A 24,209-nucleotide genomic window follows, 5' to 3' on the forward strand; every position below is an offset into this window, starting at 1 on the left:
CCATGCTCCGTTGGCTTCTGAGGCGGGTGGGGCAGATCATCCCCACCCTGCTGATCCTTTCCGTGCTGATCTTCGCCCTGCAACAACTCATGCCGGGCGACCCTGCCGTGATCATGGCCGGTGAGGAGCGTGGTGACCCGCAGGTCCTGGCCGAGATCCGGGCCGAGCTGATGCTCGACCGGCCGCTCTGGGAACAATACCTCGCCTGGCTGGGCCGGGTGCTGGTGGGGGATTTCGGCTTCTCCTGGCGCATCCGCCTGCCGGTGGCGCAGCTGATCCTCGATAAGCTGCCGGTGACGCTGCAACTCGGCGTCATGGCCTTCATCGTCGCCGTGGTCATCGGCGTGCCGATGGGCGTGATCTCTGCCGTGTGGCGGGACAGGCCGGCGGACTGGGCTGCCAATGGCATCGCACTCGCCGGTATCTCCACGCCGAATTTCTGGCTGGGGATCATGATGATCCTGCTGTTCAGCGTGAATCTCGGCTGGCTGCCGCCTTCCGGCTATGTGCCGCTGAGCGAGGACTGGCGGCAGTCGCTGGCCACCACCATCATGCCGGCCATCGTGCTGGGCACGGGCGTGGCGGGCGTGCTGATGCGCCATACCCGCGCCGCCATGCTCTCCACGCTGTCTCAGGACTATGTCCGCACCGCCCGCGCCAAGGGCGTGGCGCCGGTCTGGGTCATCCTGCGCCACGCGCTGCGCAACGCGCTGATCCCGGTGGTGACGCTCGGCACCATCGAACTCGGCCGGCTGCTGGCCGGCGCGGTGCTGACCGAGCAGATCTTCACCATCCCCGGCTTCGGCAAGCTGATCGTCGATGCCGTCTTCAACCGCGATTATCCGGTGGTGCAGGGGGTGGTGCTGGCGACGGCGCTGATCTTCGTGCTGCTCTCCCTGCTGGCGGACCTGCTCTACATGGCCATCAACCCGCGGCTGCGCGCATCGTGACCGAGGGCCGCTTCCAATCCCCCGGCTGGCGCGCCGCCCGCCGCTTCACCCGCCACCGCCTGGCCATGGCCGGCTTGGTGGTCATCGCCATCTTCGTCATCGCCGCGCTGCTGGCGCCCTGGATCGCGCCCTACGACCCCATCGCCACCTCCTGGTCCCGCATCCGCAAGCCGCCTTCCGAACTCTACTGGTTCGGCACGGATGAGAATGGGCGCGATGTCTTCTCCCGCGTACTCTGGGGCGCGCGGGCCTCGCTGATGGCGGGCGTCATCTCGGTCTTCGCCGCCGGCTGCTTCGGCGTGCCGCTGGGACTGCTGGCGGGCATGGCGGGAGGCTGGGTGGATGGCCTCGTTTCCCGCGTCGCGGATGCCATGCTCTCCGTGCCCTTCCTGATCCTGGCCATCGCGCTCGCCGCCTTCCTGGGCCCGGCGCTGGAGAATGCGATGCTGGCCATCGCCATCTCCGCCACGCCGATCTTCGTGCGGCTGGCGCGTGGCATGGCGCTGGATGCCAAGGGTGCGGAATGGGTCGATGCCTCCCGCGCCATCGGCAACCCGATGTTCGTCACGGCCACCCGGCACGTGCTGCCGAACATCCTGCCGCCGCTGCTGGTGCAGGCGACGCTCGCCATTGCGGAGGCCATCATCGCCGAGGCCTCGCTCTCCTTCCTGGGCCTGGGGCAGCAGCCGCCGAACCCCTCCTGGGGTTCCATGCTCAACGGGGCGCAACGCTTCCTGACCCAGGCGCCCTGGATGTCGATCTATCCCGGCCTTGCCATCTTCCTGGTGGTGCTGGCCTTCAACCTGGTGGGCGACGGGCTGCGCGATGCCCTGGACCCTCGCAGCGAGGCCCGCTGACGGCAATGTCCCTTGCGCGCGGCGCGCCGCCCCCCAAACTTCCAGGGATGCGCGCCGCAATCTGCCTCCTGGCTGCCCTGGCCTGTGCCTCGCCCTTGCCGGCGGCGGCGCAGCCTGCCCTCCAGACCCCCGCCGCCCGCAAGGCGGAGCTGGACCGGCTTTTCGCCGCCCTGGCCGTGGCCCCGGACGAGACCGCCGGCGCCGCCGTGGCCATGCGCATCCGCCAGGTCTGGCTGCAACAGGCCTCGCCCGCCGTGACGCTGCTGCTCCGCCGTGGCCAGCGCAACCTGGAGGTCGAGGCCGCCGCCGATGCGGTGGAGGATTTCGACGCCGCCCTGACCCTGCAGCCGGATTTCCCCGATGCTTGGCTGATGCGCGCCGCCGCGCTCTCCGCCATGGGCGACATGCGCGGCGCGGCGCAAGATGTGCGGCAGGTGCTGGTGCTGGAGCCGCGACAGTTCGATGCCCTGGCGCTGCTCTCCCGCCTACAGGAACAGGCGGGCGACCTGCACGGCGCGCTGCGTGCCTGGGAAGCGGTGCTGAAGATCCACCCCAAGATCGCGGATGGCGAGGCGCGGCTGCGCAGCCTGCGCGGCAAGGTCGAGGGCCAGCCGACCTGATCTAGCGGGGCAGGGCGCTGAGCCCCTGCCGCATGCAGCCTTGCCAGGCGGAGCCGATGACCGGCCCATCCAGCGCCGAGGCCTCGGCCACCGGCAGCGTCCTTGTGCTGAGCACCGGCACAATGCCAGAGGAAAAGCCTCCCCAGGCCGCGATCTCGCCTTCCATCACCTCGCGGCTGGAAAAGCGGTTGATGCCGCCATGGCGCAGGCCCTGCTCATGGACGGCGGTGGCGCAGCGGCGCGCCATCTGCGTCGCCGCATCGCCCGGATAGGGCTGGGGGGCACAGGCGCCGGCAAGGCCGGCGGCCAGTACCGGCAGGGCTGTCAGGACGCTCTTCCGCATCGCCATCTCCATTCGGCGCGCGGAAGATCGCATCCCAGGCTTAAGAAAGTGCTTCCGCCCTACTTCACCGCCGCCACGCGCAGCGCATTGGTGGTGCCCGGCGTGCCGAAGGGCACACCGGCGGTGACGACGATCTCATCCCCCGCTTCCGCGAAGCCTTCCGACCCGGCGGCGCGCACCGCCTTGTTCACCATGTCCGTCATGCTGTTCGGCTCATGCGACAGCATCGGGTGCACGCCCCAGACCACCGCCATGCGCCGCGCCGTGGATTCGCTGCTGGTCAGGCCCAGAATGGGGCTGGCCGGCCGCTCCCGCGCCACGCGGAGGGTGGTGGAGCCGGTGGCGGTGAAGGTGGCGATGACCTTGGCGTCGATCGTCTCCGCCACCTGCCGCGCGGCGGCCGAGATGGCGCCGGCCGAGGTCTTCTGCGGCGCCGGCCGCGCCGCGTCGGTCAACTGCCGCCAGCCGCTGTCCTGCTCCACGCGGGACAGGATGCGGTCCATCATGTTGACCGCCTCGAACGGGTATTGGCCTGCCGCGCTTTCGGCCGAGAGCATCACCGCATCGGCCCCGTCGAAGACCGCCGTGGCGACGTCCGAGGCCTCGGCGCGGGTGGGGGAGGGCGTGGAGATCATGCTCTCCAGCATCTGCGTCGCCACCACCACTGGCTTGCCCAGTTCCCGCGCCGCGCGGACGATGCGCTTCTGGATCAGCGGCACTTCCTCCGGCGGCATTTCCACGCCCAGGTCGCCGCGCGCCACCATGACGCAATCGGTCAGCGCCATGATGCCGTCGAGATTCTCGACGGCCTGGGGCTTCTCCATCTTCACCATCACCCAGGCGCGGCCATCGGCGATGGCCTGGGCCTCCGCCACGTCCTCCGGCCGCTGCACAAAGGAGAGGCCGATGTATTCGATGCCCAGCGGCAGCACGAAGTCGAGGTCGGCGCGGTCCTTTTCCGTCAGCGCGGGGATGTTCAGCGCCACGTCCGGCACGTTGACGCCCTTGCGGTCCGACAGCGCGCCGCCAACCAGGATCTCGGTCTCCAGGTGGTCGTCACGCTTGTGCACCACGCGCAGGCGCAGCTTGCCGTCGTCCAGCAGCAGGGTGGTGCCGATGCGCGCGGCCTCGATGATCTCGGGATGCGGAAGCTGCACGCGGCGCACGTCGCCGGGTGTCGCGCTCATGTCCAGGCGGAAGCTCTGCCCGGCCTGCAACTGCACCCGCCCGGCCTGGAAGCGGCCGACCCGCAGCTTCGGCCCCTGCACATCGGCCAGGATGCCGATGGGGCGCCCCACCTTCTTCTCCAGCGCGCGGATGATGCCGATGCGGCTTGCATGGTCCTCGTGGCTGCCGTGGCTGAAGTTCAGCCGGAAAACATCCGCGCCCGTGCGGTACAGCCGCTCGATCACCTCCGGCGTGGAGCTGGCCGGGCCCAGCGTGGCGACGATCTTGGTGCGGCGGCGGCGGCGAAGCGGAATACGGGGCGGCAATGCAGATATCCTTTCGGCGAGTCAGGCGATCAGGACGAGGCGCAGGTCGTTCACATTGGTCAAAGTCGGCCCGGTTACGATCGTGTCGCCCAGGCTAGCGAAGAACCCATAACTGTCGTGTGAAGACAAGGCGTCCCGCGCGTCGAGGCCCATGCCCCTGGCGCGGGCCAGGGTATCGGGCGTGGCGATGGCGCCGGCATTCTCCTCCGATCCGTCGATGCCGTCGGTATCCGCCATCAAGGCCCAGATGCGCTCGGCGCCGCCCAGTGCAAGGGCCAGGCCCAGCAGGCATTCGGTATTGCGCCCGCCGCGCCCGCCCTTGGGCGTGCCGGGGCGGATGGTCACCGTGGTCTCCCCGCCCGAGAGCAGCAGGCAGGGCGCCGGCAGCGGGTGCCCGTGCCGCCGCACGCTGCCGGCGATGCCGGCCAGCACCGTGCCGACCACGCCAGCCTCGCCTTCCAGCGAATCGCCCAGCAGCAGCGGCGGCAGGCCCATGGCGCGGGCCTCGGCGGCCACGGCCTCCAGCGCCATCTGGGGGGTGGCGATCAGGTGGAACTCGGCGCGCGCCAGGCGCGGGTCGCCGGGCTTGGGCGTTTCGTCGGCGGCGGCGGCGAGGTGGGCGGCCACGGCGGCCGGCACCTCCACGCCGTAGCGGGCGACGATGGCCTGGGCTTCGGCGAAGCTGCTGGGGTCCGGCACCGTGGGGCCGGAGGCGATGACGGTCGGGTCGTCCCCCGGCACGTCGGAAATGGCCAGCGTCACCACCCGCGCCGGATGCGCCGCCGCGGCCAGCCGCCCGCCCTTGATGGCCGAGAGGTGCCGGCGCACGCAGTTCATCTCGCCGATGGTGGCGCCCGAGTCCAGCAGGGCGCGGTTGACCGCCTGCTTGTCCGCCAGCGTCAGCCCGCCATCCGGCAGTGCCATCAGGGCCGAGCCGCCGCCGGAGATCAGCGCCAGCACTAGGTCATCGGCGGATAGCCCCTGCATCAGCCCCAGGATGCGCCGCGCCGTCGCTTCCCCGGCGGCATCGGGCACCGGATGGCTGGCTTCCACCGTCTCGATGCGCGTGGTGGGCACGGCATGGCCGTAGCGGGTGATGACGAGGCCGGAGAGATCGCCATCCGGCCAGGCCGCTTCCACCGCCGCCGCCATCACTGAGGCCGACTTGCCGGCGCCCACCACCACCACGCGCCCGCGCGGGCGTTGCGGCAGATGGGCCGCCAGGATGGCCCGGGGATCGGCGGCGCGGATGGCGGTGTCGAAGAGGTGGCGCAAGGCGGCCCGCGCGCTCGTGTCGTCCCAGGTCATGTCGGCCGTCATCCTCCCGCGTCCTGCCTTAACGGCGGCATTCTGAACCGGGCGGGAAGGGGGCGAAAGGCGGGGGGCGCCCAATGTTTGGCCGCAAAGCGGTTCTTCTCCCGCCGCAGCAACGGCGCGGGGCGGTACGCCGCCAGAGATCAGGCCGGGTCTACGCCGCCTTGGCTGCCTTCCCGCGGCTACACCGCGGAAGCCTGCTCTATCTCTCGCGCGGCTCCGGCCGCTTCTCCTGGGCAATGCGCTGCGGCAGGCGTGCATTGCCCATCTGGATGCCGCAGAGCGGGTCCGGCCGCAGGTCCCGCGTCCTGCGGTTCTCCCACCAGCCGTGCAGCGCCTTGAGGATCAGGCCACGCAGGCTGCAATGGGTGACCACATGCCGGATACGGCGCGGAAAGCCGAAGCTGCTCAGGAAGCTGGCGGTGCCCACCGAATGGTAGCCGTCCACGTCGAAGGCGAGGCCGCGGCTGAGCGCGAATTCCATGGCGCTCCAGAGCAGCAGCGCATTGGCATCGCCGCCGGAGCGCTCGCGGTCCCGGTGCGGCACCAGATAATAGAGAACGCCATGGCCCCAGACCAGCAGGACGCTGGCGACATCATGGCCCTGGGCATCGCTCAGGCAGAGGATGGTGGCCTGGCGGCGCTGGCTGCAGGCGGCGAATAACCGCCGCAGGGCCTGGAAGTCGTGGCTGTTCCGCTCGGCCGGGTAGTGGCGGTAGGCGACATCGACGAAGCGGTCGAAATCCGTATGCTCATGCAATGCCAGCCGCCGGCGGGCGGCGCGGATCAGTCGGGCGGTGGAGCGGTCCACCTGCTGCATGAGGCGGGCGGGATCAGCATCCGCCGCCACGCGGAAGGTGAACTGCTGGCCAATGGAGCAGCCTGCGAGGGAGAAGGCGAAGGCGGCATCATCCTCGCAGTCCAGCCGCATGGTGAAATGGTCGTGCCGGGGCAGGGCGAGCATGATCTCCCTGACGGCACGCCTGAGATTGGCGCAGCGCGGGGCGGGCATGGAAGGCGGCAGGTTGAGCACGGGCCCCAGGGTGCGGGTATAGGGCGGCATGACCAGGGAGCGGATGCCGAAAGGGCGCTCCTTCCGCGTGAAGCTCAGGGAGGCCACATCGGCCCCGCCCCAGTTGACGGTGATGGTTTCCACCGCGCCATCCGAGGCTGCCTGGAGCCACCAGTCTTCGTGGAAAAGTGTCATGCTGCCGGCTGCACTCGGCAGCACGTGCCTGAGGACATCATCCTCGCCGATGGTTGCCGCCCGGAGCGCCATAATACCTCCCCATGGTATTCACGACCCTCTTTGGCCAGAACTCCATTTTTCTAAAGAAATGCAAATTCACAGGTAGATTGGCTGGCGTGTTCCGCTCCGCGATACGCTCTTTTTCTTCTTCAATGGCTTTGCATTACATCGGCCGCCGCGTCACTTCCTTATAACGTTCTCGTTACGAATAGTCCATTCATGAGCATAGGTACGGGCGGCGCGGCAGGACCGTGCCTGGCATCACCGCTGTCTTCCGTTTCCGATGCAAGGAGCCTGGCCCAAGGCGCCAGGCCCTGGCGATCCGCCGGCGAGCGGATCGCCCCATGTTAGGCGACGAGGCGGGCGACCTCGTCCGGGCTCATCCGGACCAGCGCCTCGTAATCCTTCAGCAGCGTCTCGGTGATCGCACCCGGCGTGTAGCTGTGCCCGCCGATGGCGCGCACCGGTGTCACCTCGGCGGCGGTGCCAGCCAGGAAGACCTCGGTGGCGCGGCCCAGTTCCTCGGCGCGGATGGTGCGCTCCACCACCTTCATCTGGCGGCGGCGCGCCAGGGACATGACGGTGCGGCGGGTGATGCCGTCGAGGAAGCAGACGGGCGTGGGCGTATGCACCTCCCCGTCGAAGACAAAGAAGGCATTGGCGCCGGTGGCCTCCGCCACGTCGCCCTTGAAGTCCAGCATCATGGCGTCGTCGAAGCCCTCGGCCTCGGCGGCGTGCTTGGACATGGTGCCGATCATGTAGAGGCCGGAAGCCTTGCTGGCGGTGGGCGCGGTATCCGGCGCCGGGCGGCGCCACTGCGCCATGCCGAGGCGCACGCCCTTCATGCGGTTCTCGCCAAACAGGTTGGGCCAGGCCCAGGCGGCGATGGCGAGGTGAATCCTGGTCTGCTGCGCCGAGACGGCCAGCATCTCCGACCCCCGCCAGGCCACCGGGCGCAGATAGGCGTCGGTCAGCCCGTTGCGCGCCAGCACTTCGTTGCAGGCGGCATCAATCTCCTCGGCCGAATAGGGGATCTCGAAGCCCAGGATGCGGCCGGAGTTGATCAGCCGCTCCGAATGCTCCCGCAGTTTGAAGACATGGCCGGAATAGGCCCGTTCGCCTTCGAAGACGCCGCTGGCATAATGCAGCCCATGCGTCAGGACGTGCAGCTTGGCATCGCGCCAGGGCACCATGGTGCCGTCGAGCCAGATCCAGCCGTCGCGGTCGTCGAAAGGAACAAGAGCCATGCCCGTTATCCTCACCTGCTTGTTCGCGCAATATCATTGCGTATGATGGCGTGACGGTAGAACTCTCCTTTCTTATATGTCAATAACCCTGACACAAAACACGAGCAGGCCAGTCATGCCCGAAGCGCCAGAGAATGTCCCCGGCAACAAGCCCATGGGGGCCGGCCGTCAGCTGCTCTTCCTGCGGGAAGAAGAACTGAGACTGGCGCAGGACCTGCTGTTCTTCGGCTATCGCGACTTCACGGCCGGGCCGGATGCCATTCTGGGCGACATGGGCATGGGCCGGGCGCATCACCGGGTGCTGCATTTCGTCGGCCGCCGCCCCGGCATCACGGTGGGGGAGCTGCTGTCGATCCTGGGCATCACCAAGCAATCGCTCGGCCGCGTGCTGACGCCGCTGGTGGAGGAAGGCTACGTCACCCAGGTGCCCGGCCGCAGCGACCGCCGCCAGCGCCTGCTGTCCCTGACCGAGAAGGGGGAGGCCCTGGAGCGCCGCCTGTTTGAACGGCAGCGGGAATGGGTCATGCGCGCCTATCGGGAGGCCGGGCCGGTGGCGGTGGAAGGCTTCCGCCGTGTCATGCGCGGGCTGATGGGGCCGGAAGCGCGGGCGCAGCTCGACCGCGCCGCCCCCGCCAGCCCGAAGAGCGCCGCCTGATGGACAACGCCCATCTGCTGGTGGTCGATGACGACGCCCGGCTGCGCAACCTGCTGCAACGCTTCCTCTCGGAGCAGGGCTTCCGCGTCAGCGCCGCCGCCGATGCCGCCGCCGCCCGGCAGGCCCTGGCCAACATGGCCTTCGACCTGCTGGTGCTGGACGTGATGATGCCGGGGGAGAACGGGCTGGACCTGACCGAGAGCCTGCGGCGGGAAGGCCATGAGGTGCCGATCCTGATGCTGACCGCCGCCGGGGCGCCGGATGACCGTATCGCCGGCTTTGAGCGCGGTGCCGACGATTACCTCGCCAAGCCCTTCGACCCGCGCGAGCTGGCGCTGCGCATCCGCACCATCCTGAAGCGTGCCTCGCCCGCCCTGCCGGCCTCCTTGCCGATGGCCCCGGTGCAGCTCGGCCCCCGCTGGTTCGACCCGGAGCGCGGGGAGCTGCGCGGCCAGGATGGCACCCAGCGCCTGACGGGTGGCGAGGCCGCGCTGCTGACCGCCCTGGCCCGCCGGGCCGGCGAGGTGCTGACGCGGGAGGAAATCGCTGCCGCCCTCGGCACGCCGGAGGCCGGGGAGCGCGCGGTGGATGTGCAGGTCACCCGCCTGCGCCGCAAGATCGAGCCGGACCCGCGCGAGCCGCGCTTCCTGCAAACCATCCGGCATCGCGGCTACGTGCTGCGGCCGGGCGCCTAGGCCGTGAAGAGGATCGCCCGCCTGCTCCGCGGCATCCTGCCCCGTGGCCTGCTGGGCCGGGCGCTGCTCATCATCCTGCTGCCGCTGCTGATCCTGCAGGGCGTGGCGCTGCAGCTCTTCTACGGCGGGCATCTCGATGTCATCTCCCGCCGGCTGGCCGGCGGCGTGGCGGGCGATGTCGGCATGGTGGCGGAACTGCTGTCCCGCTTTCCGGGCGAGAGCGACCGCTCCTGGATCTTCCATGAGGCCGCTTGGCGCTTCGACCTCTCGCTGGCCTTCGAGCCGGGGGCCAGCATCGCCGGTGGCGCCAACCGCCCGAGCTGGCTGCCCATCCTGCCGCTGGAGGACGACTTGGTGCAGGCTATGGGCGAGCGCGTGCGCCTGCCCTTCGACACCGATTGGCAGAGCGATCCGCGCAGCGTCATCATCCGCGTGCAACTGCCGGATGGCGTCCTGCATGTGGAAGCGCCGAGGAAGCGGCTGTTCTTCGGAACCCTCTATCTCTTCGTCATCTGGATGGTCGGCACCTCGCTGCTGCTCTTCCTGGTGGCGGCGCTGTTCATGAAGAACCAGGTGCGGGCGATCCGGCGGCTGGCCAGCGCGGCGGAGGCCTTCGGCGTCGGCCGCCAGCACGGCCCCATCAAGCCGGAAGGCGCGGCCGAGGTGCGGCAGGCGGCGGCAGCCTTCAATCAGATGCAGGGCCGCATCCGCCGCTTCATCAACCAACGCACCGAGATGCTGGCCGGCATCAGCCACGACCTGCGCACGCCGCTCACGCGCCTGCGCCTTGGCCTCGCCATGCTGCCGCCCGGCGCCGAGGAAGATGCCACGGCCATGAGCGAGGATGTGGCGGAGATGGAGCGGCTGATCGCCACCTATCTCGCCTTCGCGCGGGGGGAGGGCACCGAGCAGTCCCAGCCCGCCGATCTGGCGCAACTGGTGCGCGACGTGGCCGCCAAGGCGGTGAGGGGCGGCGCGGCGCTTTCCGTGCAGGCGCCGGAATCGCTGGTGCTGCCGCTGCGGGTGGATGCGCTGCGCCGCTGCCTGGGCAACCTGCTGGACAATGCCTGCCGCCATGCCGCGAAGATCGTCGTGGCGCTGCGGGAGAAGCCGGTGATGGAGGCCGGGCGCGCGCCCACCCGCTGGGTGGAGATCACGGTGGATGACGATGGCCCCGGCATTCCGGAAGCGGCGCGGGAGGAAGCCTTCAGGCCCTTCGCCAGCTTCTCGGCCGGCGGCACGGGGCTGGGGCTGGCCATCGCCCGCGACATCGCGCGGGCGCATGGCGGCGACGTGGTGCTGGAAGGCAGCCCGCTGGGCGGGCTGCGCGCGCGGGTGAAGCTGCCGGCCTGAGGCTCAGGTCGGCGGCACGTTGCCGCCGTTCTTGGCGATCAGGCCTTTCACCTCGTCCATCGCTTCGGCGAAGCGCTTGTTCAGCAGGGCCAGCGCCTCGCCATTGGACTTCTGGATGAGGTCGGCGATTTCCTGCATATTGGCCACGGCGCGGCCATAGGTGGCCTTCACCAGCTCCGCCTGGTTGTTCGCCTTTTCCTGCGGGCTGCCGGTGGCGGAGGCGGCGCGGACCGCGTCGGTCAGCTCCGCCATGGACTGCTGCAGGATCTCCATGTGCCGCCGCGCCACCGCCTGCGCACCTTCCAGCGCGATGCGGTTGGCGGCCGAGAGAGCCTCGAAATTGCGCCGCTGGGCGGCGGCCAGGCTTTCCACATCCGGCACCGCAGGCAGCCGGAAGTCGGACAGCATGCGCATCAGGTCCGTCACGGGGGCGGATTTCGGGTTGTCCGACATGGCTATTTCCTCGTCTTGCTTCCCGCCAGCTTAACGCCACCGCGGCCGGCGAAGATAGACAAAGGCGTGATCAGCCGGCGCCGTGCGCCGGCTCCGCTTCCTTGCTGTCCAGCCGCAAGGTGTGGGCCACGCGCTCGGCCCGGTCCAGCGCCCGGTCCAGCCCCGCCATGGTGGAGCCGAGATCGGCGCCCTCGTCCTGCTCCCAGGCCCGCAGCGTCGCGATCCAGACGCCGCAAAGCCCCTGCACCCGCAGCATGCCCCTGATGCCGCCGGCATCGATCCCCGCCGCTTCCAGCATCCAGGACATCGAGGCCGCGAGCTGCGGCGCCAGCATCAGCGCCAGGGCCGGGTCGGTCCGCATCTCCTTGCCCATGCGGATGACGCCGGCGCGGTGCGGCTGCAGGGCGTCGATGCGGCTCATCAGCACGTCGAAGAGCCGGTCCCGTGCCGAGCCCATGGGGGTGGAGGGCACGTTCCGCAGCACCGCCGCATCCACCGCCTTCATGAAGCGGAGCGGCAGGGCGCCCTTGTGGGGCACATGCTCCCGCAACTCGGCCAGGGTCATGCCGGCCTCGGCGGCCAGGGCCGAAAGGGTCAGGCGGTGCCAGCCCTCCTGGGCCACCAGCTTCCAGAAGGCGTCGAACAGGGGGGATTCGGGGGCGTCGGTGCTGTCGCTCATGGGGCGCAGTTTGGGGCGGTGGCGCGGTTTGGCAACATCAGCCCGCCAATTCGCGTGAACGGGCGGTGGCGGCGGCGATGGCTTCCTGCATCAGCTTCGGCCAGGCATCAGGCGCCATCAGCACGTTCAGCGCGCGCTCGGTGGTGCCCTTGGGGCTGGTGACATTGATGCGAAGCTGCGCCGCGTCCAGCTCGCTGGCCGCCAGCAGGGCGCCGGAGCCGGAGACGGTGCGCCGCGCCATCCGCCGCGCGAGGTCCGGCGGCAGGCCCTGGCTGACCGCCGCCTGTTCCAGCACCTCGGCCAGCAGGAAGACATAGGCCGGGCCGCCGCCGGAGACGGCGGTGACGGCGTCGATCAACCCTTCCTCCTCCACCCAGGCGACCTCGCCCACGGAGGAAAGCAGGCTATCCGCCAGGCCCTTCTCGGCCTCGGAAACGCCGGGACCGGCGAAGCAGCAGGTAAAACCCTGGCGCACGGCGGCGGGGGTATTGGGCATGGCGCGCACCACGCGGGCATCGCCGCCCAGCGCCGCCGTGATGCCATCCACCGTCTTGCCCGCCATGATGGAGACCATCAGGGCGCCGGCGGTGGCAAAGCGCTTGCAGCCGGGCAGGGCGGCTTCCGCCTGCTGCGGCTTGGTGGCCAGGATGACGACGGCGGGCGCGAAGCCCGCCGGCACCGCCTCGATGCTGTCGCAGACCGTCACGCGCCCGGCGAAGGCCTCGGTGGCGGGCGCATAGGGCTCCACCACCACCACCTGCTCCACGCCGCGCTCCAGCCAGCCTTCCAGCATCGCGCCGCCCATCTTGCCGCAGCCGATCAGCAGCAGGGGCGGGATCAGCTTCTCGCTCATGCCTCGCCCACGCAGTCCAGCATGGCGGCCTGCAGGGCTTCCTCGGGCGACTTGCCGCCCCAGAGCACGAACTGGAAGGCGGGGTAGAAACGCTCGCACTCGGTCAAGGCGATATCCATCATGTCTTCAAGGCTCTCGGCGCTGGCGCCGCGGGCGCCGCGCAGCAGCACGGCATGGCGGAACACCGGCCCGCCGTCGTCGTGGTCGATGCCGAAATGGCCGATCCAGAGCTTGTCATTGGCCAGCGCCAGCAGCTCGTACAGCTTCTGCCGGTGTGCCGCCGGCACCTTCAGGTCGAAGGCGCAGGTGAAGTGCATGGCGCTGATATCCTGCGACCAGCAGAAGAACATGCCGTAGTTGCACCATTTCCCCGGGGCTTCCGCCGCCATCTCTCCGTCGGAGCGGCGGTCGAAATGCCATTCATTGGCTGTGACGATCTGTTCCAGGACGTCCAGCGGGTTGGCGGAACGGTCTCGGTCTACGGTGTGCAGCCCGGACATCGTGGCACCTCCTTCCTGGTTGGAGCGGTGCAGGATACCTCAGCTAGGGCCAGCGGAGAGATCCACCACCAAGATATCGATATCGCGGCGCGAAATGGCACCGCAAGGGGCAAGCCCCGAGTCTCAGCTTCCGGCACCGAAAATCCGCGCGGCTGTGCTGTGGGCAAGCCTGGGCGGCGCGGATAGGCTGCGGCATGCCCGACGCCGCCGCCATGTCCCTGCCCAACCCGCGAGAAAGGCTCGTGGGCCTGCTCTGCGCCCTGGGTGTCACCCTCTGCTGGGCGGGCTTCTCGCTCGCCTCCCGTCTGTCGGCCAAGCAGCCCTTCACGCCCTGGGACGTGGCGGCGCTGCGCTATTCCGGCGGGCTGGTGGTGGGGCTGCTGCTGGCTTCCGCCTTCGGCTGGCCGCGCCTGTCCTTCCGCCGCGCGCTGGCGCTGATGGCGGGGGCGGCCTTCGGCTTCCCGCTGGCCTCCTACCTGGGCTTCCGCTTCGCGCCCACCTCGCATGGCGTGGTGATCATGACCGGTAGCCTGCCCTTCGTGACCACCGCCCTCGCCACCCTCTTCCTGGGGGAGCGGTGGGACCGGCAGAAGCTGCTTTCGCTGGCGGTGGTGGCCGGCGGCATGGGGCTGCTGGCGGTGGATACCTTCGGCGGCTACCCCGGCGCCTGGCGGGGGGACCTGCTCTTCGTGCTGGGCTGCCTCTCCTGGGCCAGCTTCACCATCCTGCTGCGCTTCTGGCGGGTGCCGGCCATGACGGCCACCACGGCCCTGGCCATCTACCCGGCCTTTCTCTACCTGCCGGTCTGGTGGCTCTTCCTGCCCAGCCAGATGGCGGAGGCCCCGGCGGGCGCCATCGCCTTCCAGGCGCTCTACCACGGCATCATCGCGGTGGCGGTGGCGGGCTTCCTGTTCGCCCGCGCGGTCATCGCCATCGGCCCGGCGCGCACCACCACCGTCACGGCCATCACCCCGGCGCTGGCCGCCCTGCTGGCCTGGCCGCTGCTGGGGGAGCCGCTGGGCTGGGCCGGCCTCGCCGGCGTGGCGCTGGTCTCGGCCGGAATGGTGCTGGGGGTGGCGCGGCGCTGAGGCGCCCCCGGTTCCTGCGCCCGCCGATCCGGTCTAGGGTCCGCGGCCATGACCGACCGGCTGCGCATCGCGCTCGCCCAGCTCAATCCGCATCCCGGCGCCGTCGCCGCCAATGCCGCCCGCATCCGCGCCGCCCGGGCCGAGGCGGCGGCGATGGGCGCGGAGGTGCTGGTGACGCCGCAATTCTCCCTTGGCGGCGCGCCGCCCGAGGACCTCGCCCGCGTCCCCGCCTTCATCGCCGCCTGCGAGGCCGCCCTGGATGCCCTGGCGGCAGGGACGGCGGATGGTGGCCCCGGCCTGATCCTGGGTGGCCCCTGGGCGGAGGGCGGCAGGCTCTTCGACGCCGCCTTCCTGCTGGACGGCGGCCGCATCCTGGCCCGCCGCGCCCGGCACCTGCCGCCGCCCGATGGCGTCTTCGACCCCGGCCCGGCGCCAGGGCCGGTGGTGTTCCGCGAGTTGCGGCTCGGCCTGATGGTCGGGAATGACTGGCGCGACCCCGCCGTGCCGGAAACCCTGGCTGAATCCGGCGCCGAGATCCTGCTGGCGGTGGATGCCGACCCTTTCACCCAGGGCGAGCCGGAGCGGCGCATCGACCTCGCGGTGGCGCGGGTGGTGGAAACCGGGCTGCCCTTCGCCTTCACCAGCCAGGTGGGCGGGCAGGGGGAATGGGTCTTCGACGGCGGCGGCTTCGTGCTGAATGCCGACCGCAGCCTCGCCCTGCGCCAGCCGATGTTCTCCGAGGCCGTCACACGCACCGACTGGACGCGTGGGGAGGATGGCTGGGCCTGTGCCGCGCAGCCGTTGCCACTTGCCCTGCCCGCGCCGGAACAGCTCTGGCGCGCCCTGGTGCTGGCGCTGGCGGACCATGTGCGGCGGGGCGGCTTCTCCGGCGTGCTGCTGGAACTCTCCGGCGACGTGGATTCGGCGCTGCTGGCCGCCTGCGCCGTGGATGCGCTGGGCGCGGCGCAGGTGCGGGCACTGCTGCTGCCAGCGCCCGAAACCGGCCCTGAACGGCTGGAGGATGCCGCCGCCTGCGCCGCGCTGCTGGGAATTGAGGCGGAAGCCCTGCCCATCGCCCCGGCCCTGGCTGGCTTCCAGGCCATGTTGGGCGAGGCCGGGGAGGCGATGCGCGGCCATATCCGCGCGGCGGCGCTGCTGGCGCGGGCGGAGGCTTCCGGCGCCCTGCCGCTGGCCGGCGGCAACCGCAGCGGCTTCACCCTGTGCCATGGCGAGGCCGCCACCGGCTATGCCCCGTTGCGCGACCTGTGGCAGACCGAGGTTCTGGACCTTGCCCGCTGGCGCAACACGGGCAAGCCCGTGCTGCCGGCGCGGCTGCTGGAGCGCCCATGCCCCGCGCCACCGGGCCTGCCACCCTACCGGGACCTCGACCCCATCCTGCAGGCCCTGACGGCGGCGGCGCCCGATCCCGCGCCGCTGCTGGCGCGCGGCATCGAGCCCGGCATCATCAAGCAGGTCTGGCGCTTGCTGGACCGGGCCGGATACAAGCGCCGGCAAGCACCCCCTGGCGTGACGCTCGGCCGCCATGCCTTCGGGCGAGAGCGCCGTTACCCCCTTTTCCACGGATTCACTGACCTCGTCCCATGAGCGGTTCCTTCGACGACACCCTGTTCTCGCCCGAGGGCGGCTTCGCCGTCCGCATCCGTGACCTCTCCGGCGGCAATGGCGCGGAGCCCGTGGAGACCATCCGCGGCTTCCCCACCCTGGTGCAGGCCAATGCCTTCGCCCGCCGCTATGTGCGCGATTCCATCGAGCGCTGCCGCGCCCCCGGCATGAGTGCCGACGAAGTGCTGGCCGCCTGGTTCGCCTTCGGCGAGGACGCCGAGGTGGTGGGCAAGGACAGCGCCGCCTGGAACAGCGGCACCGAGATCCGCGACTTCGCCGCCCAGCGCGTGACGGATGCGGAAGAACGCAACTGGCGCGTGCTGGACCCCCGCAAGCACGAAGACGACGCCGAGGGAGGAGACGAGGAATGAAGCTCCGCTTCGCCCCCAGCCCGACGGGCTACCTGCATGTCGGCAATGCCCGTGTCGCCCTGGCCAATTGGCTGGTGGCCCGCAAGGCTGGCGGCACCTTTGTGCTGCGCTTCGACGATACCGATGTGGAGCGCTCCAAGCCGGAATACGAGACGGCGATCGAGGAAGACCTCCGCTGGCTCGGCCTGGATTGGGACGAGAGCTTCCGCCAGATGGACCGGCTGGCTTCCTACGAGGCCGCCGCCGAGAAGCTGAAGGCCGCCGGCCGCCTCTATCCCTGCCTGGAGAGCGAGGAGGAACTCCGCTTCAAGCGCGAGCAGCGGCAGAAGCAGGGCCGCCCGCCGGTTTATGACCGCGCCGCCCTGAAGATGACGCCGGAGCAGCTTGAGCGCGCCCTGGCCAATGGCAAGAAGCCCTATTGGCGCTTCAAGCTCTCCACCCGCACGGTGGAATGGCAGGACGGCGTGCTGGGCCGGCGGCAGGTGAAGCTGCCGCCGATCTCGGACCCGGTGCTGATCCGCGCCGATGGTTCCTTCCTCTACACCTTCACCTCGGTGGTGGATGACCTGGAGACCGGCGTCACCGGCATCATCCGGGGCGAGGACCACGTCACCAATACCGGCGTGCAGATCGACATCATGGAAGCCCTCGGCATGCGCCCGGGGCGGATCGACTTCGCCCATCTGCCGTTGCTGACGGATGCCGATGGCAGCCAGCTTTCCAAGCGCATCGGCTCCATGGGCCTGCGGCAGTTGCGGCGCGACGGGATCGAGCCGGCGGCGCTGGCGGGCTACCTGGCGGCGCTGGGCTCCTCCGCCGACCCGGTGGCGGGCACGCCGGCGGAACTGATGGCCGGCTATTCGCTGGAGAAGCTCTCCCGCTCCTCCGCCCGCTTCGACCCGACGCAGCTGCTGGCGCTGAACCGCCGCTACCTGCACGGCCTGTCCTTCGAGCAGGTGCGCGACCGCCTGCCGGAAGGCGCGGACGAGGCCTTCTGGCTGGCCGTGCGCGGCAACCTCGACCTCATCTCCGAGGCACGGGACTGGTTCGAGGCCGCCACCGGCAACCCGGAGATCCCGGTGCAGCCGGAGCAGGCCGAGTTCCTGCGCGCCGCCCTGGACACCCTGCCGCCCGCGCCCTGGGACGAGACCACCTGGAGCACCTGGACCCGTGCCCTGGGCGCTGCATCCGGGCGCAAGGGCAAGGCGTTGTTCCTGCCTCTGCGCCTTGCTCTCACGGGTGAGGAACATGGGCCGGAGCTGAAGCTGTTCCTGCCCCTGATCGGCCCCGAGCGGGCGGCGCAGCGGTTGCGGATGGCGGCGGGCTGAACCCGCCGCCAGCGGAGGAGCGTGGCGGATGAGCGTGGTCGCGGCATCGATCTACCGGAACGGCCGTGCCGTGCCGGACCCGTCCCGCCCGCCCGAGGCCCCCTGGCGGCTGGAGAAAGGCGAATTCGTCTGGATCGGGCTGTTCGAGCCGGAGGAGGAGGAACTCCTCACCCTGGCCGAGCGCTTCGGCCTGCACCCGCTGGCGGTGGAGGATGCGCGCGTGGCGCACCAGATGCCGAAGCTGGAAATCTATGGCGATCAGCTCTTCGTCGTCGCGCGCACCGCGCGGCTGGAGAATGACGAGATCTGCTACGGCGAGACCGCCATCTTTGTCGGCCATAACTTCATCATCACCGTCCGCCATGGCTCCGCCCGCGCGCATACGGAACTGCGCAGGCATCTGGAAACAGCACCCGACCGGCTGAAGCACGGCGTGGATTTCGTGCTGCACGGCGTGCTGGACTTCATTGTCGACGGCTACGCTCCCATCATCGACGCGATCGAGGAGGAGGTGCTGGCGCTGGAAAGCCGCTCCCTCGACTGCCCGCTGGACAAGGAAGAGATCCACCGCATCTTCCGCCTCCGCCGCCACCTGACGCGCTTCAGCCGCATGCTGGGCCCGATGCAGGAGATGAGCGCGAGGCTGGAGCACCTGGACCTGCCCTGCGTGGACCCGGAGATGCGGCCCTATTTCCGCGACGTGAACGACCATGTGCGGCGCGTGGAGGCGCGCGTGGGCGGGCTGCGGGAAGTGCTGCGCTCCGTCTTCGATGTCGGCATGCTGATCGAGCAGCAGCAACAGAGCATCGTCACCCGCAAGCTGGCGGCCTGGGCGGCCATCCTGGCGGTGCCCACCGCCATTGCCGGCCTCTACGGCATGAATTTCGAGCACATGCCCGAGCTGAAATGGGCCTTTGGCTACCCCACCGTGCTGCTGGTGATCGCGGCGCTCTGCGGGCTGCTTTACGTGCGGTTCCGCAAGGTCGGCTGGCTCTAGGCGGCAACCGCCGCCGGTCCTCCCCGTTCTGCCCCCGGTCCGGGCAAAGGAGAGGGCGAATGTCGAGCAGTGGTTCCCGCAAGGTCATTTTCGCGGCCCTGGCGGGCAATCTGGCCATCGCCGTCACGAAATTCGCCGCCGCCGCCTATACCGGCTCCTCGGCCATGCTCAGCGAGGCCATCCATTCCAGCGTCGATACCGGCAACCAGGGGCTGCTGCTGCTGGGGTTGAAGCGCGCTGCGCGCCCGCCCGATGCCTCCCACCCCTTCGGCCATGGCATGGAACTGTATTTCTGGGCCTTCGTGGTGGCGCTGCTGATCTTCGCCCTGGGCGGCGCCTTCTCGATCTACGAAGGCATCCACAAGATGCTGCACCCGGAGGCAGTGAGGGACGCCTGGGTGAACTACGTGGTGCTCGGGCTCTCCATCCTCTTCGAAGGCTATTCCTTCAGCGTCGCGCTGCACGAGTTCCGCGACACCCATGCCGGCGAGCCCTTCTGGCAGGCCATCCGCGCCAGCAAGGACCCCAGCGTCTTTGCCGTGCTGCTGGAGGATTCGGCGGCGCTGGCCGGGCTGGTGGTGGCCATCCTGGGCGTCGGCCTGTCGCGGCTGCTGGATATGCCGGCGCTGGATGGCGCGGCCTCCATCGTCATCGGGCTGCTGCTGGTCGCCACGGCCGTCTTCCTGGCGCGGGAGACGCTGAGCCTGCTGACCGGCGAGAGCGCCTCCCGCCGCTCCCTGTCGCAGGTGAAGGCGCTGCTGGCAGCCGACCGCCGCGTCGCCGCGGTGGATGAGATGCTGTCCATGCAGCTTGGCCCGCGCGAGGTGCTGCTGGCCTTGACCATCGACTTCCGCGACGACCTTTCGGGCGAGGAGGTGGAACGCGCCGCCGCCGAGCTGACCCTGGCAGTGGAGCAGGCGCATCCGGAGATCACCCGTCTCTTCATGCGGCCGCGCCGCCTGCCGAAAGCGCCGCTGGGCACCGCGCCGTTGGTGGCGTGAAGGGGGAAGCGCGCGGGGGCGATCAGCCCCAGCGCGCCGCCGCGGCGTCGTCCGTGCTTCTGGCTTCCACCCAGCGCTCCTGGCCATCCGGGAATTCCTCCCGCTTCCAGAAGGGCGCGCCGGTCTTCAGCCAGTCGATCAGGAAGGCGCAGGCTTCCAGTGCGGCGGTGCGGTGGCGGCTGGCGGTCAGCACCAGCACGATGGGCTCGCCGGGCAGGATGCGGCCGACGCGGTGGATGACGGTGCAGCCGGTCAGCGGCCAGCGGCTCTCGGCCTCGGCCGCGATGCCCGCCAGGGCCTTTTCCGTCATGCCGGGATAGTGTTCGAGCACCAGGGCCGTCAGCCCGCCATCGGCGCGGCAGAGGCCCTGGAAGCTGGCGATACCACCTACATCCACGCGGCCCTCAGCCAGGGCCGCCGTCTCGGCCGCCAAGTCAAAGGGGCCTTCCTGCACACGGATGGTGGCCATGGCGGCTCAGCCGCCCGTCACTGGGGGGAAGAAGGCAACCTCATCCCCCGGGCCGACGCGACCATCCGGCCCGCAGAACTCCTGGTTCACGGCGGCGCGGACCTGCTTCGGGTCGGCGAAGGCGCTGGCATGGCCGGGGCTGCGGGACGCCAGCCAGGCCATCAGGCTGCCGATATCGGCGACCTCAGGCGGCGGCGACACGTCCTCGGACCCGGCGCCGACCTTCTGGCGCACCCAGGCGAAATACAGGATGCGCATGGTCAGCGCGGCGTCGGCACTTGCCGCACGGTGCCATCCGCATCCAACAGCGTGGTGGTGCCGCCCTGCGGAATGGCGATGCCGCTGCCACCGCCGGGATTGGTGTAGGTGCTGTAGCTGCCGGTGCCGCCGGTGGTGACCGCCGGGCCCTGCGGCGTCGGGATCACGCGGCCATCGGTGCGGCGGCGCGGCCGCGCGGGCTCAGTGGGGTAGGGGGGCATGTCAGGCTGGCGCAGGGCCGGGGTGGGCTCGGGCTGGGCCAGCAGGTCCGGCGGCGTGCTGCTGCCGCGGCGGCCCGGCACCACCGGCGGCGCCACAAGGGGCTGGGACTGCTGTATCTGGCTGGCCGTCTCATCCCACGGCATCAGGCCGGCATTGGGATTGCCGATGGTGCCGCGCGGCGGTTCCTGCGCAGGCCAGACGCTGCCGGCGATCGGCAAGAGCGGTGGCACCGCCACATCCTGGCCCATGACGCGGGCGACAGTGAGGCTGTCCACCGGCGCCTCCACCTGGGTCGAGCAGGCCGCCAGCGCGGCCAGCGCGCCAATCGCCGCCACCATACGCATCGCCATCCGTGGCTCGCCCATCATACGCTCCTGCTCTGCTCGTGCCTCAAGTGACCCTGAAGATGTCCATGGACGCCTCAGTCCTCAAGAGTGCCCGGGCGGCTTCGTGGCGCGGGCGGTATCCTGGGCCTCGGCGTGGCGCAGGCCGGCGCGGAGGTAATCCCAGCCCGTGACCAGCGTGAGCGCCGCGGCGATCCACAGCATCGTCTCCCCTATAATGCCGATGGGCAGGAAACCGATGCCAAGTACCCGCGCCGCCGTGTCGCCGGCCAGCAGCGTGCCCAGCGCGCCCATCTGGAAGCCGGTCTTCCACTTGGCCAGCCGTGTCACCGGCAGGCTGATGGAAAGCGCCGCCAGGTATTCCCGCAGGCCCGAGACCAGGATCTCCCGCAGCAGGATCACGATGGCGGGGAAGAGCCCCCAGGGGGACAGCCGCTCCAGCCCCGCCAGCAGCATCAGGGCGGCGCCCACCAGCAGCTTGTCCGCGATGGGGTCCAGCATGCGGCCGAAGGCGGAGACCAGCTTGCGGTCCCGCGCGATCTTGCCGTCGTAGTAGTCGGTGATGGCGGCGGCCGAGAAGACCACGCAGGCCGCAACGTCCCCCCAGGGCGTGCGCAGGGCAGCCAGGATCACCAGCAGCGGGATGGCTGCGATGCGGGACAGTGTCAGCAGGTTGGGCAGATCGGTCGGCAAGCCGGTAACCTTCATGGTCTGGCTTCAGCCCTTTGCCGAATTCGGGGCGGTCGCGCCAGGGTGGAAATGCTCATGGATGCGCGTCGCCATGGCCGGGCCGATGCCGGGGCAATTGTTCAGGTCGTTCAATCCGGCCTGCCGCACCCCCCGGGCGGAGCCGAAATGGTTCAGCAGCCGCCGCTTGATGGCGGAGCCGACTCCGGGGATCTCATCCAGCTCGGAGCGCGTCAGACTCTTGGAGCGGCCGGCACGGTGGGTGGTGATGGCGAAGCGGTGCGCCTCGTCCCGCAGCCTTTGCAGATAGTAGAGCACCGGGTCGCGCGATGGCAGTTGAATCGGCGCATGGCCTTCGCGGTGGAACCATTCGCGCCCGGCATCACGGTCGGGGCCCTTGGCGACAGCGACCATCGGCAGGTCCTCCAGTCCCAGCTCCGCCATGATGGCGCGGGCGGCGGAAAGCTGGCCGGCGCCGCCGTCGATCAGCACCAGGTCGGGCCAGCCCTCGCCGGCCCGCTCCGGGTCCTCCTTCAGCGCCTTGCCGAAGCGGCGCTCGAAGACCTCGCGCATCATGGCGAAGTCGTCGCCACCGCCGCTGGCGGCGCGGGAACCGCCGCCCATCGGCGCCCGGCCAAGTCCGCCAGGGATGGGGGAGCGGCCCTCGCCGATGCCCGGCAGCACCACCGTCTCGCCATCATCGGCGGAGACGATCTCGCCCCCGGCATCCGGCGCGGCGCGGCGGCCGTTGCGCACCAGCCCGGTCTCGCCCCGGATGGCGTATTTGCGATAGGCACCCTTCATGAAGCCCTCGGACCCCGCGACCACCATGACGCCATAGGCATTACTGCCCTGGATATGGCTGTTGTCGTAGATCTCGATCCGCTTCGGCACCTCGGGCAGGTCGAACAGCTTCTGCACGCCGTCCAGCAGCGCGGCCTGGGCCGTGCTCTCGGCTAGGTGGCGCTCCAGGGCCTCGCGCGCATTGGTGGCGGCGTGCTCGATGGCCACGCGCTTCTCGCCACGCTGCGGGTGGTGCAGCTCCACCTTGCGGCCTGCCTTCAGCGTCAGCGCCTCGGCGATCAGCCCGGCCTCGGGCAGGCTGTGGGAGAGCAGCACCAGCGGCGGCGGCGGCAGGTCGTCGTAGAGCTGGGAAAGGAAGGCGGTCAGCACATCCTCCGGCCCGGCATCATCCTTGGCATGGGAGGGGAAGAAGGAGCGGTTGCCGTTGTTGCGCCCGCCGCGGAAGAAGAAGACCTGCACGCAGCTCTGCCCGGCGGCTTGGTGCAGCGCCACCACATCGGCATCGCCGACGCCTTCCAGGTTGATGCTGTTCTGCCCCTGCACATGCGTCAGGCCACGGATGCGGTCGCGGATGGAGGCCGCGCGCTCAAATTCCAGCGCCTCGGCGGCCGCTTCCATCTCGGCCGCCAGCTTCTTCTGGATCGTGGGCGTCTCGCCCGAGAGGAACTGCTTGGCCTGCTTCACCAGCCCGGCATAATCCTCCTTGCTGATCCGCTCCACACAGGGCGCCGAGCAGCGCTTGATCTGGTAGAGCAGGCAGGGCCGGTCGCGGGACGTGAAGACGGTGTCGCGGCAGGAGCGCAGCAGGAAGACGCGCTGCAGCGCGGTGATAGTCTGGTTCACCGCCCAGACACTCGCGAAGGGGCCGAAATAGCTGGCGCCCTTCTGCTTCTCCCCCCGGTGCTTGCCGATCATCGGGTAGGCATGGTCCTCGGTCAGCAGCAGCCAGGGGTAGGACTTGTCGTCGCGCAGAAGGATGTTGAAGCGCGGCCGCAGCTTCTTGATGAGGTTGGCTTCCAGCAGAAGCGCTTCGGCCTCGCTGCCGGTGGTCACGATCTCCATGCGCCGGGTGCCGGCGACCATGCGCCGCAGCCGCTCCGGCAACCGGTTGATCTGCGTATAGGAATAGACGCGCTTCTTCAGGTTGCGCGCCTTGCCGACGTAGAGCGCATCCCCCTTGGCATCGAGCATCCGGTAGACGCCGGGCACGGTGGGCATCTGCAGCAGCGCGGCCTCGATCACCGCCACGCCTTGCAGCGGCGCGACTTCGGCGAGGGTCTCGTCTTGGGGGGCGTCAGAGCTCGACATGGGCGGGAACAATCATGAGGCCCGGGCGGGCTCAAGGGGCACTGCACAGATGGCGATTTTCCACCGAAGATGTGGACAAGTCTGTGGAGACACTCGGGGGAATGGTGCGAAAATGGCGGTCATCTGCGGTTCATAGGATGGTGCCCGTCATTTGGGCATTCAAGCTGCACAATGGAAAAACAAGCACTTGGCAGGCATTTCTCCCGCTAAAACATGTCAAGATGATGAACGGCATTGACATCTGGGCAGTTTTCAGCGGGCACCACTTCCGGTGGATGATTTCCAGGGAAGGGGCCTTTTGCTCATCACAGACCCGTGAGAAACGCAGAGGTCACTGTAATCGTTATCCACGATTCCCGTGGATAAGAATGTGGGCCATGCCGGGGCAAGCGTGGCCATTTCAAGCACGCTCATGAGACGGGGAGCCACGCGGCGGCACGGGTGGGAT

At 69.9% G+C, this 24,209-nt stretch carries 26 protein-coding genes; 12 read left to right on the forward strand and 14 right to left on the reverse strand.

Annotated features, from left to right (window positions below):
- Positions 1–2 precede the first annotated feature (2 nt).
- From EBE87_RS05505 to EBE87_RS05515, 3 genes are read left to right on the forward strand one after another with little or no spacing between them, the layout of a single operon-like run.
- Positions 3–950: an ABC transporter permease gene (locus tag EBE87_RS05505; RefSeq protein ID WP_120636673.1), complete on the forward strand. Its 948-nt coding sequence runs from the start codon at positions 3–5 to the stop codon at positions 948–950.
- Entirely contained in the window at positions 947–1,807 is an 861-nt protein-coding gene (locus EBE87_RS05510; protein ID WP_233553023.1) for an ABC transporter permease, read from the forward strand. The genes EBE87_RS05505 and EBE87_RS05510 overlap by 4 nt, the downstream gene beginning before the upstream one ends.
- Positions 1,808–1,854: 47 nt before the next feature.
- Positions 1,855–2,427 (forward strand): tetratricopeptide repeat protein, encoded by a 573-nt coding sequence (locus EBE87_RS05515; protein ID WP_120636672.1) that lies wholly within the window; start codon positions 1,855–1,857, stop codon positions 2,425–2,427.
- Between the two features lies 1 nt (position 2,428).
- Here EBE87_RS05515 and EBE87_RS05520 read toward each other — a convergent pair whose 3' ends face one another.
- The 5 genes from EBE87_RS05520 to EBE87_RS05540 all read right to left on the reverse strand — a co-directional run bounded on the left by EBE87_RS05520 (position 2,429) and on the right by EBE87_RS05540 (position 8,073).
- Positions 2,429–2,770: a hypothetical protein gene (locus tag EBE87_RS05520; RefSeq protein ID WP_147425938.1), complete on the reverse strand. Its 342-nt coding sequence runs from the start codon at positions 2,768–2,770 to the stop codon at positions 2,429–2,431.
- Between the two features lie 59 nt (positions 2,771–2,829).
- Positions 2,830–4,263, reverse strand: a complete 1,434-nt coding sequence (pyk, locus tag EBE87_RS05525; RefSeq protein ID WP_120636670.1) for a pyruvate kinase — start codon at positions 4,261–4,263, stop codon at positions 2,830–2,832.
- 21 nt (positions 4,264–4,284) lie between these two features.
- The gene (locus tag EBE87_RS05530) at positions 4,285–5,571 is read right to left on the reverse strand and encodes a glycerate kinase type-2 family protein (RefSeq protein ID WP_120636684.1); all 1,287 of its coding nucleotides are present in this window, start codon (positions 5,569–5,571) and stop codon (positions 4,285–4,287) included.
- Between the two features lie 208 nt (positions 5,572–5,779).
- Positions 5,780–6,784, reverse strand: a complete 1,005-nt coding sequence (locus tag EBE87_RS05535) for a GNAT family N-acetyltransferase (protein ID WP_158600800.1) — start codon at positions 6,782–6,784, stop codon at positions 5,780–5,782.
- A 389-nt stretch (positions 6,785–7,173) separates the two neighbouring features.
- Positions 7,174–8,073, reverse strand: a complete 900-nt coding sequence (locus tag EBE87_RS05540; protein ID WP_120636668.1) for a branched-chain amino acid aminotransferase — start codon at positions 8,071–8,073, stop codon at positions 7,174–7,176.
- Between the two features lie 115 nt (positions 8,074–8,188).
- On the opposite strand from EBE87_RS05540, the gene EBE87_RS05545 reads away from it, so the two are divergent.
- The 3 genes from EBE87_RS05545 to EBE87_RS05555 are packed head-to-tail and all read left to right on the forward strand — an operon-like array spanning position 8,189 to position 10,776.
- Entirely contained in the window at positions 8,189–8,728 is a 540-nt protein-coding gene (locus tag EBE87_RS05545) for a MarR family winged helix-turn-helix transcriptional regulator (protein ID WP_120636667.1), read from the forward strand.
- Positions 8,728–9,423 carry a response regulator gene (locus tag EBE87_RS05550; RefSeq protein WP_120636666.1) on the forward strand — a complete coding sequence of 232 codons (696 nt, stop codon included), beginning with the start codon at positions 8,728–8,730 and terminating at the stop codon, positions 9,421–9,423. Before EBE87_RS05545 ends, EBE87_RS05550 begins: the two co-directional genes overlap by 1 nt.
- A 3-nt stretch (positions 9,424–9,426) precedes the next feature.
- Entirely contained in the window at positions 9,427–10,776 is a 1,350-nt protein-coding gene (locus EBE87_RS05555) for an ATP-binding protein (protein ID WP_120636665.1), read from the forward strand.
- A gap of 3 nt (positions 10,777–10,779) precedes the next feature.
- Here EBE87_RS05555 and EBE87_RS05560 read toward each other — a convergent pair whose 3' ends face one another.
- The 4 genes from EBE87_RS05560 to EBE87_RS05575 form a co-directional block, all read right to left on the reverse strand.
- Positions 10,780–11,229, reverse strand: coding sequence for a phasin family protein (locus tag EBE87_RS05560; RefSeq protein ID WP_233553022.1), 450 nt, complete (start codon positions 11,227–11,229; stop codon positions 10,780–10,782).
- A 70-nt stretch (positions 11,230–11,299) separates the two neighbouring features.
- A complete protein-coding gene (locus EBE87_RS05565) occupies positions 11,300–11,908 on the reverse strand; it encodes a TetR family transcriptional regulator (protein WP_120636664.1) in 609 nt (202 codons plus the stop codon).
- Between the two features lie 37 nt (positions 11,909–11,945).
- A complete protein-coding gene (proC, locus tag EBE87_RS05570; RefSeq protein ID WP_120636663.1) occupies positions 11,946–12,761 on the reverse strand; it encodes a pyrroline-5-carboxylate reductase in 816 nt (271 codons plus the stop codon).
- The gene (locus tag EBE87_RS05575) at positions 12,758–13,261 is read right to left on the reverse strand and encodes a type III secretion system chaperone family protein (RefSeq protein WP_120636662.1); all 504 of its coding nucleotides are present in this window, start codon (positions 13,259–13,261) and stop codon (positions 12,758–12,760) included. Before EBE87_RS05575 ends, proC begins: the two co-directional genes overlap by 4 nt.
- A 194-nt stretch (positions 13,262–13,455) precedes the next feature.
- Between EBE87_RS05575 and EBE87_RS05580 the strand changes: the two genes are divergently transcribed.
- From EBE87_RS05580 to EBE87_RS05605, 6 genes are read left to right on the forward strand one after another with little or no spacing between them, the layout of a single operon-like run.
- Positions 13,456–14,349, forward strand: a complete 894-nt coding sequence (locus EBE87_RS05580) for a DMT family transporter (RefSeq protein ID WP_120636661.1) — start codon at positions 13,456–13,458, stop codon at positions 14,347–14,349.
- Between the two features lie 48 nt (positions 14,350–14,397).
- Positions 14,398–15,954: a nitrilase-related carbon-nitrogen hydrolase gene (locus EBE87_RS05585; RefSeq protein WP_120636660.1), complete on the forward strand. Its 1,557-nt coding sequence runs from the start codon at positions 14,398–14,400 to the stop codon at positions 15,952–15,954.
- Positions 15,951–16,343 carry a hypothetical protein gene (locus EBE87_RS05590; RefSeq protein ID WP_120636659.1) on the forward strand — a complete coding sequence of 131 codons (393 nt, stop codon included), beginning with the start codon at positions 15,951–15,953 and terminating at the stop codon, positions 16,341–16,343. The genes EBE87_RS05585 and EBE87_RS05590 overlap by 4 nt, the downstream gene beginning before the upstream one ends.
- Positions 16,340–17,671, forward strand: coding sequence for a glutamate--tRNA ligase (gene gltX / locus EBE87_RS05595; protein ID WP_120636658.1), 1,332 nt, complete (start codon positions 16,340–16,342; stop codon positions 17,669–17,671). The genes EBE87_RS05590 and gltX overlap by 4 nt, the downstream gene beginning before the upstream one ends.
- A gap of 28 nt (positions 17,672–17,699) precedes the next feature.
- Positions 17,700–18,668 carry a magnesium and cobalt transport protein CorA gene (locus tag EBE87_RS05600; RefSeq protein WP_120636657.1) on the forward strand — a complete coding sequence of 323 codons (969 nt, stop codon included), beginning with the start codon at positions 17,700–17,702 and terminating at the stop codon, positions 18,666–18,668.
- Between the two features lie 59 nt (positions 18,669–18,727).
- Complete coding sequence (locus EBE87_RS05605) at positions 18,728–19,669, forward strand: cation diffusion facilitator family transporter (RefSeq protein ID WP_120636656.1); 942 nt, start codon at positions 18,728–18,730, stop codon at positions 19,667–19,669.
- A 22-nt stretch (positions 19,670–19,691) separates the two neighbouring features.
- Here EBE87_RS05605 and EBE87_RS05610 read toward each other — a convergent pair whose 3' ends face one another.
- From EBE87_RS05610 to uvrC, 5 genes are all read right to left on the reverse strand, one after another.
- Positions 19,692–20,138 (reverse strand): molybdenum cofactor biosynthesis protein MoaE, encoded by a 447-nt coding sequence (locus EBE87_RS05610; RefSeq protein ID WP_120636655.1) that lies wholly within the window; start codon positions 20,136–20,138, stop codon positions 19,692–19,694.
- A 6-nt stretch (positions 20,139–20,144) separates the two neighbouring features.
- A complete protein-coding gene (moaD, locus tag EBE87_RS05615; RefSeq protein ID WP_120636654.1) occupies positions 20,145–20,396 on the reverse strand; it encodes a molybdopterin converting factor subunit 1 in 252 nt (83 codons plus the stop codon).
- A gap of 2 nt (positions 20,397–20,398) precedes the next feature.
- A complete protein-coding gene (locus EBE87_RS05620) occupies positions 20,399–20,983 on the reverse strand; it encodes a hypothetical protein (RefSeq protein ID WP_122139925.1) in 585 nt (194 codons plus the stop codon).
- 63 nt (positions 20,984–21,046) lie between these two features.
- A complete protein-coding gene (gene pgsA / locus EBE87_RS05625; RefSeq protein WP_120636682.1) occupies positions 21,047–21,655 on the reverse strand; it encodes a CDP-diacylglycerol--glycerol-3-phosphate 3-phosphatidyltransferase in 609 nt (202 codons plus the stop codon).
- 24 nt (positions 21,656–21,679) lie between these two features.
- A complete protein-coding gene (gene uvrC, locus EBE87_RS05630) occupies positions 21,680–23,761 on the reverse strand; it encodes an excinuclease ABC subunit UvrC (RefSeq protein ID WP_120636652.1) in 2,082 nt (693 codons plus the stop codon).
- Positions 23,762–24,209: the final 448 nt, after the last annotated feature.

It is taken from the genome of Teichococcus wenyumeiae (genome assembly GCF_003696345.1).
GTDB classification, from domain to species: Bacteria; Pseudomonadota; Alphaproteobacteria; order Acetobacterales; family Acetobacteraceae; genus Pseudoroseomonas; species Pseudoroseomonas wenyumeiae.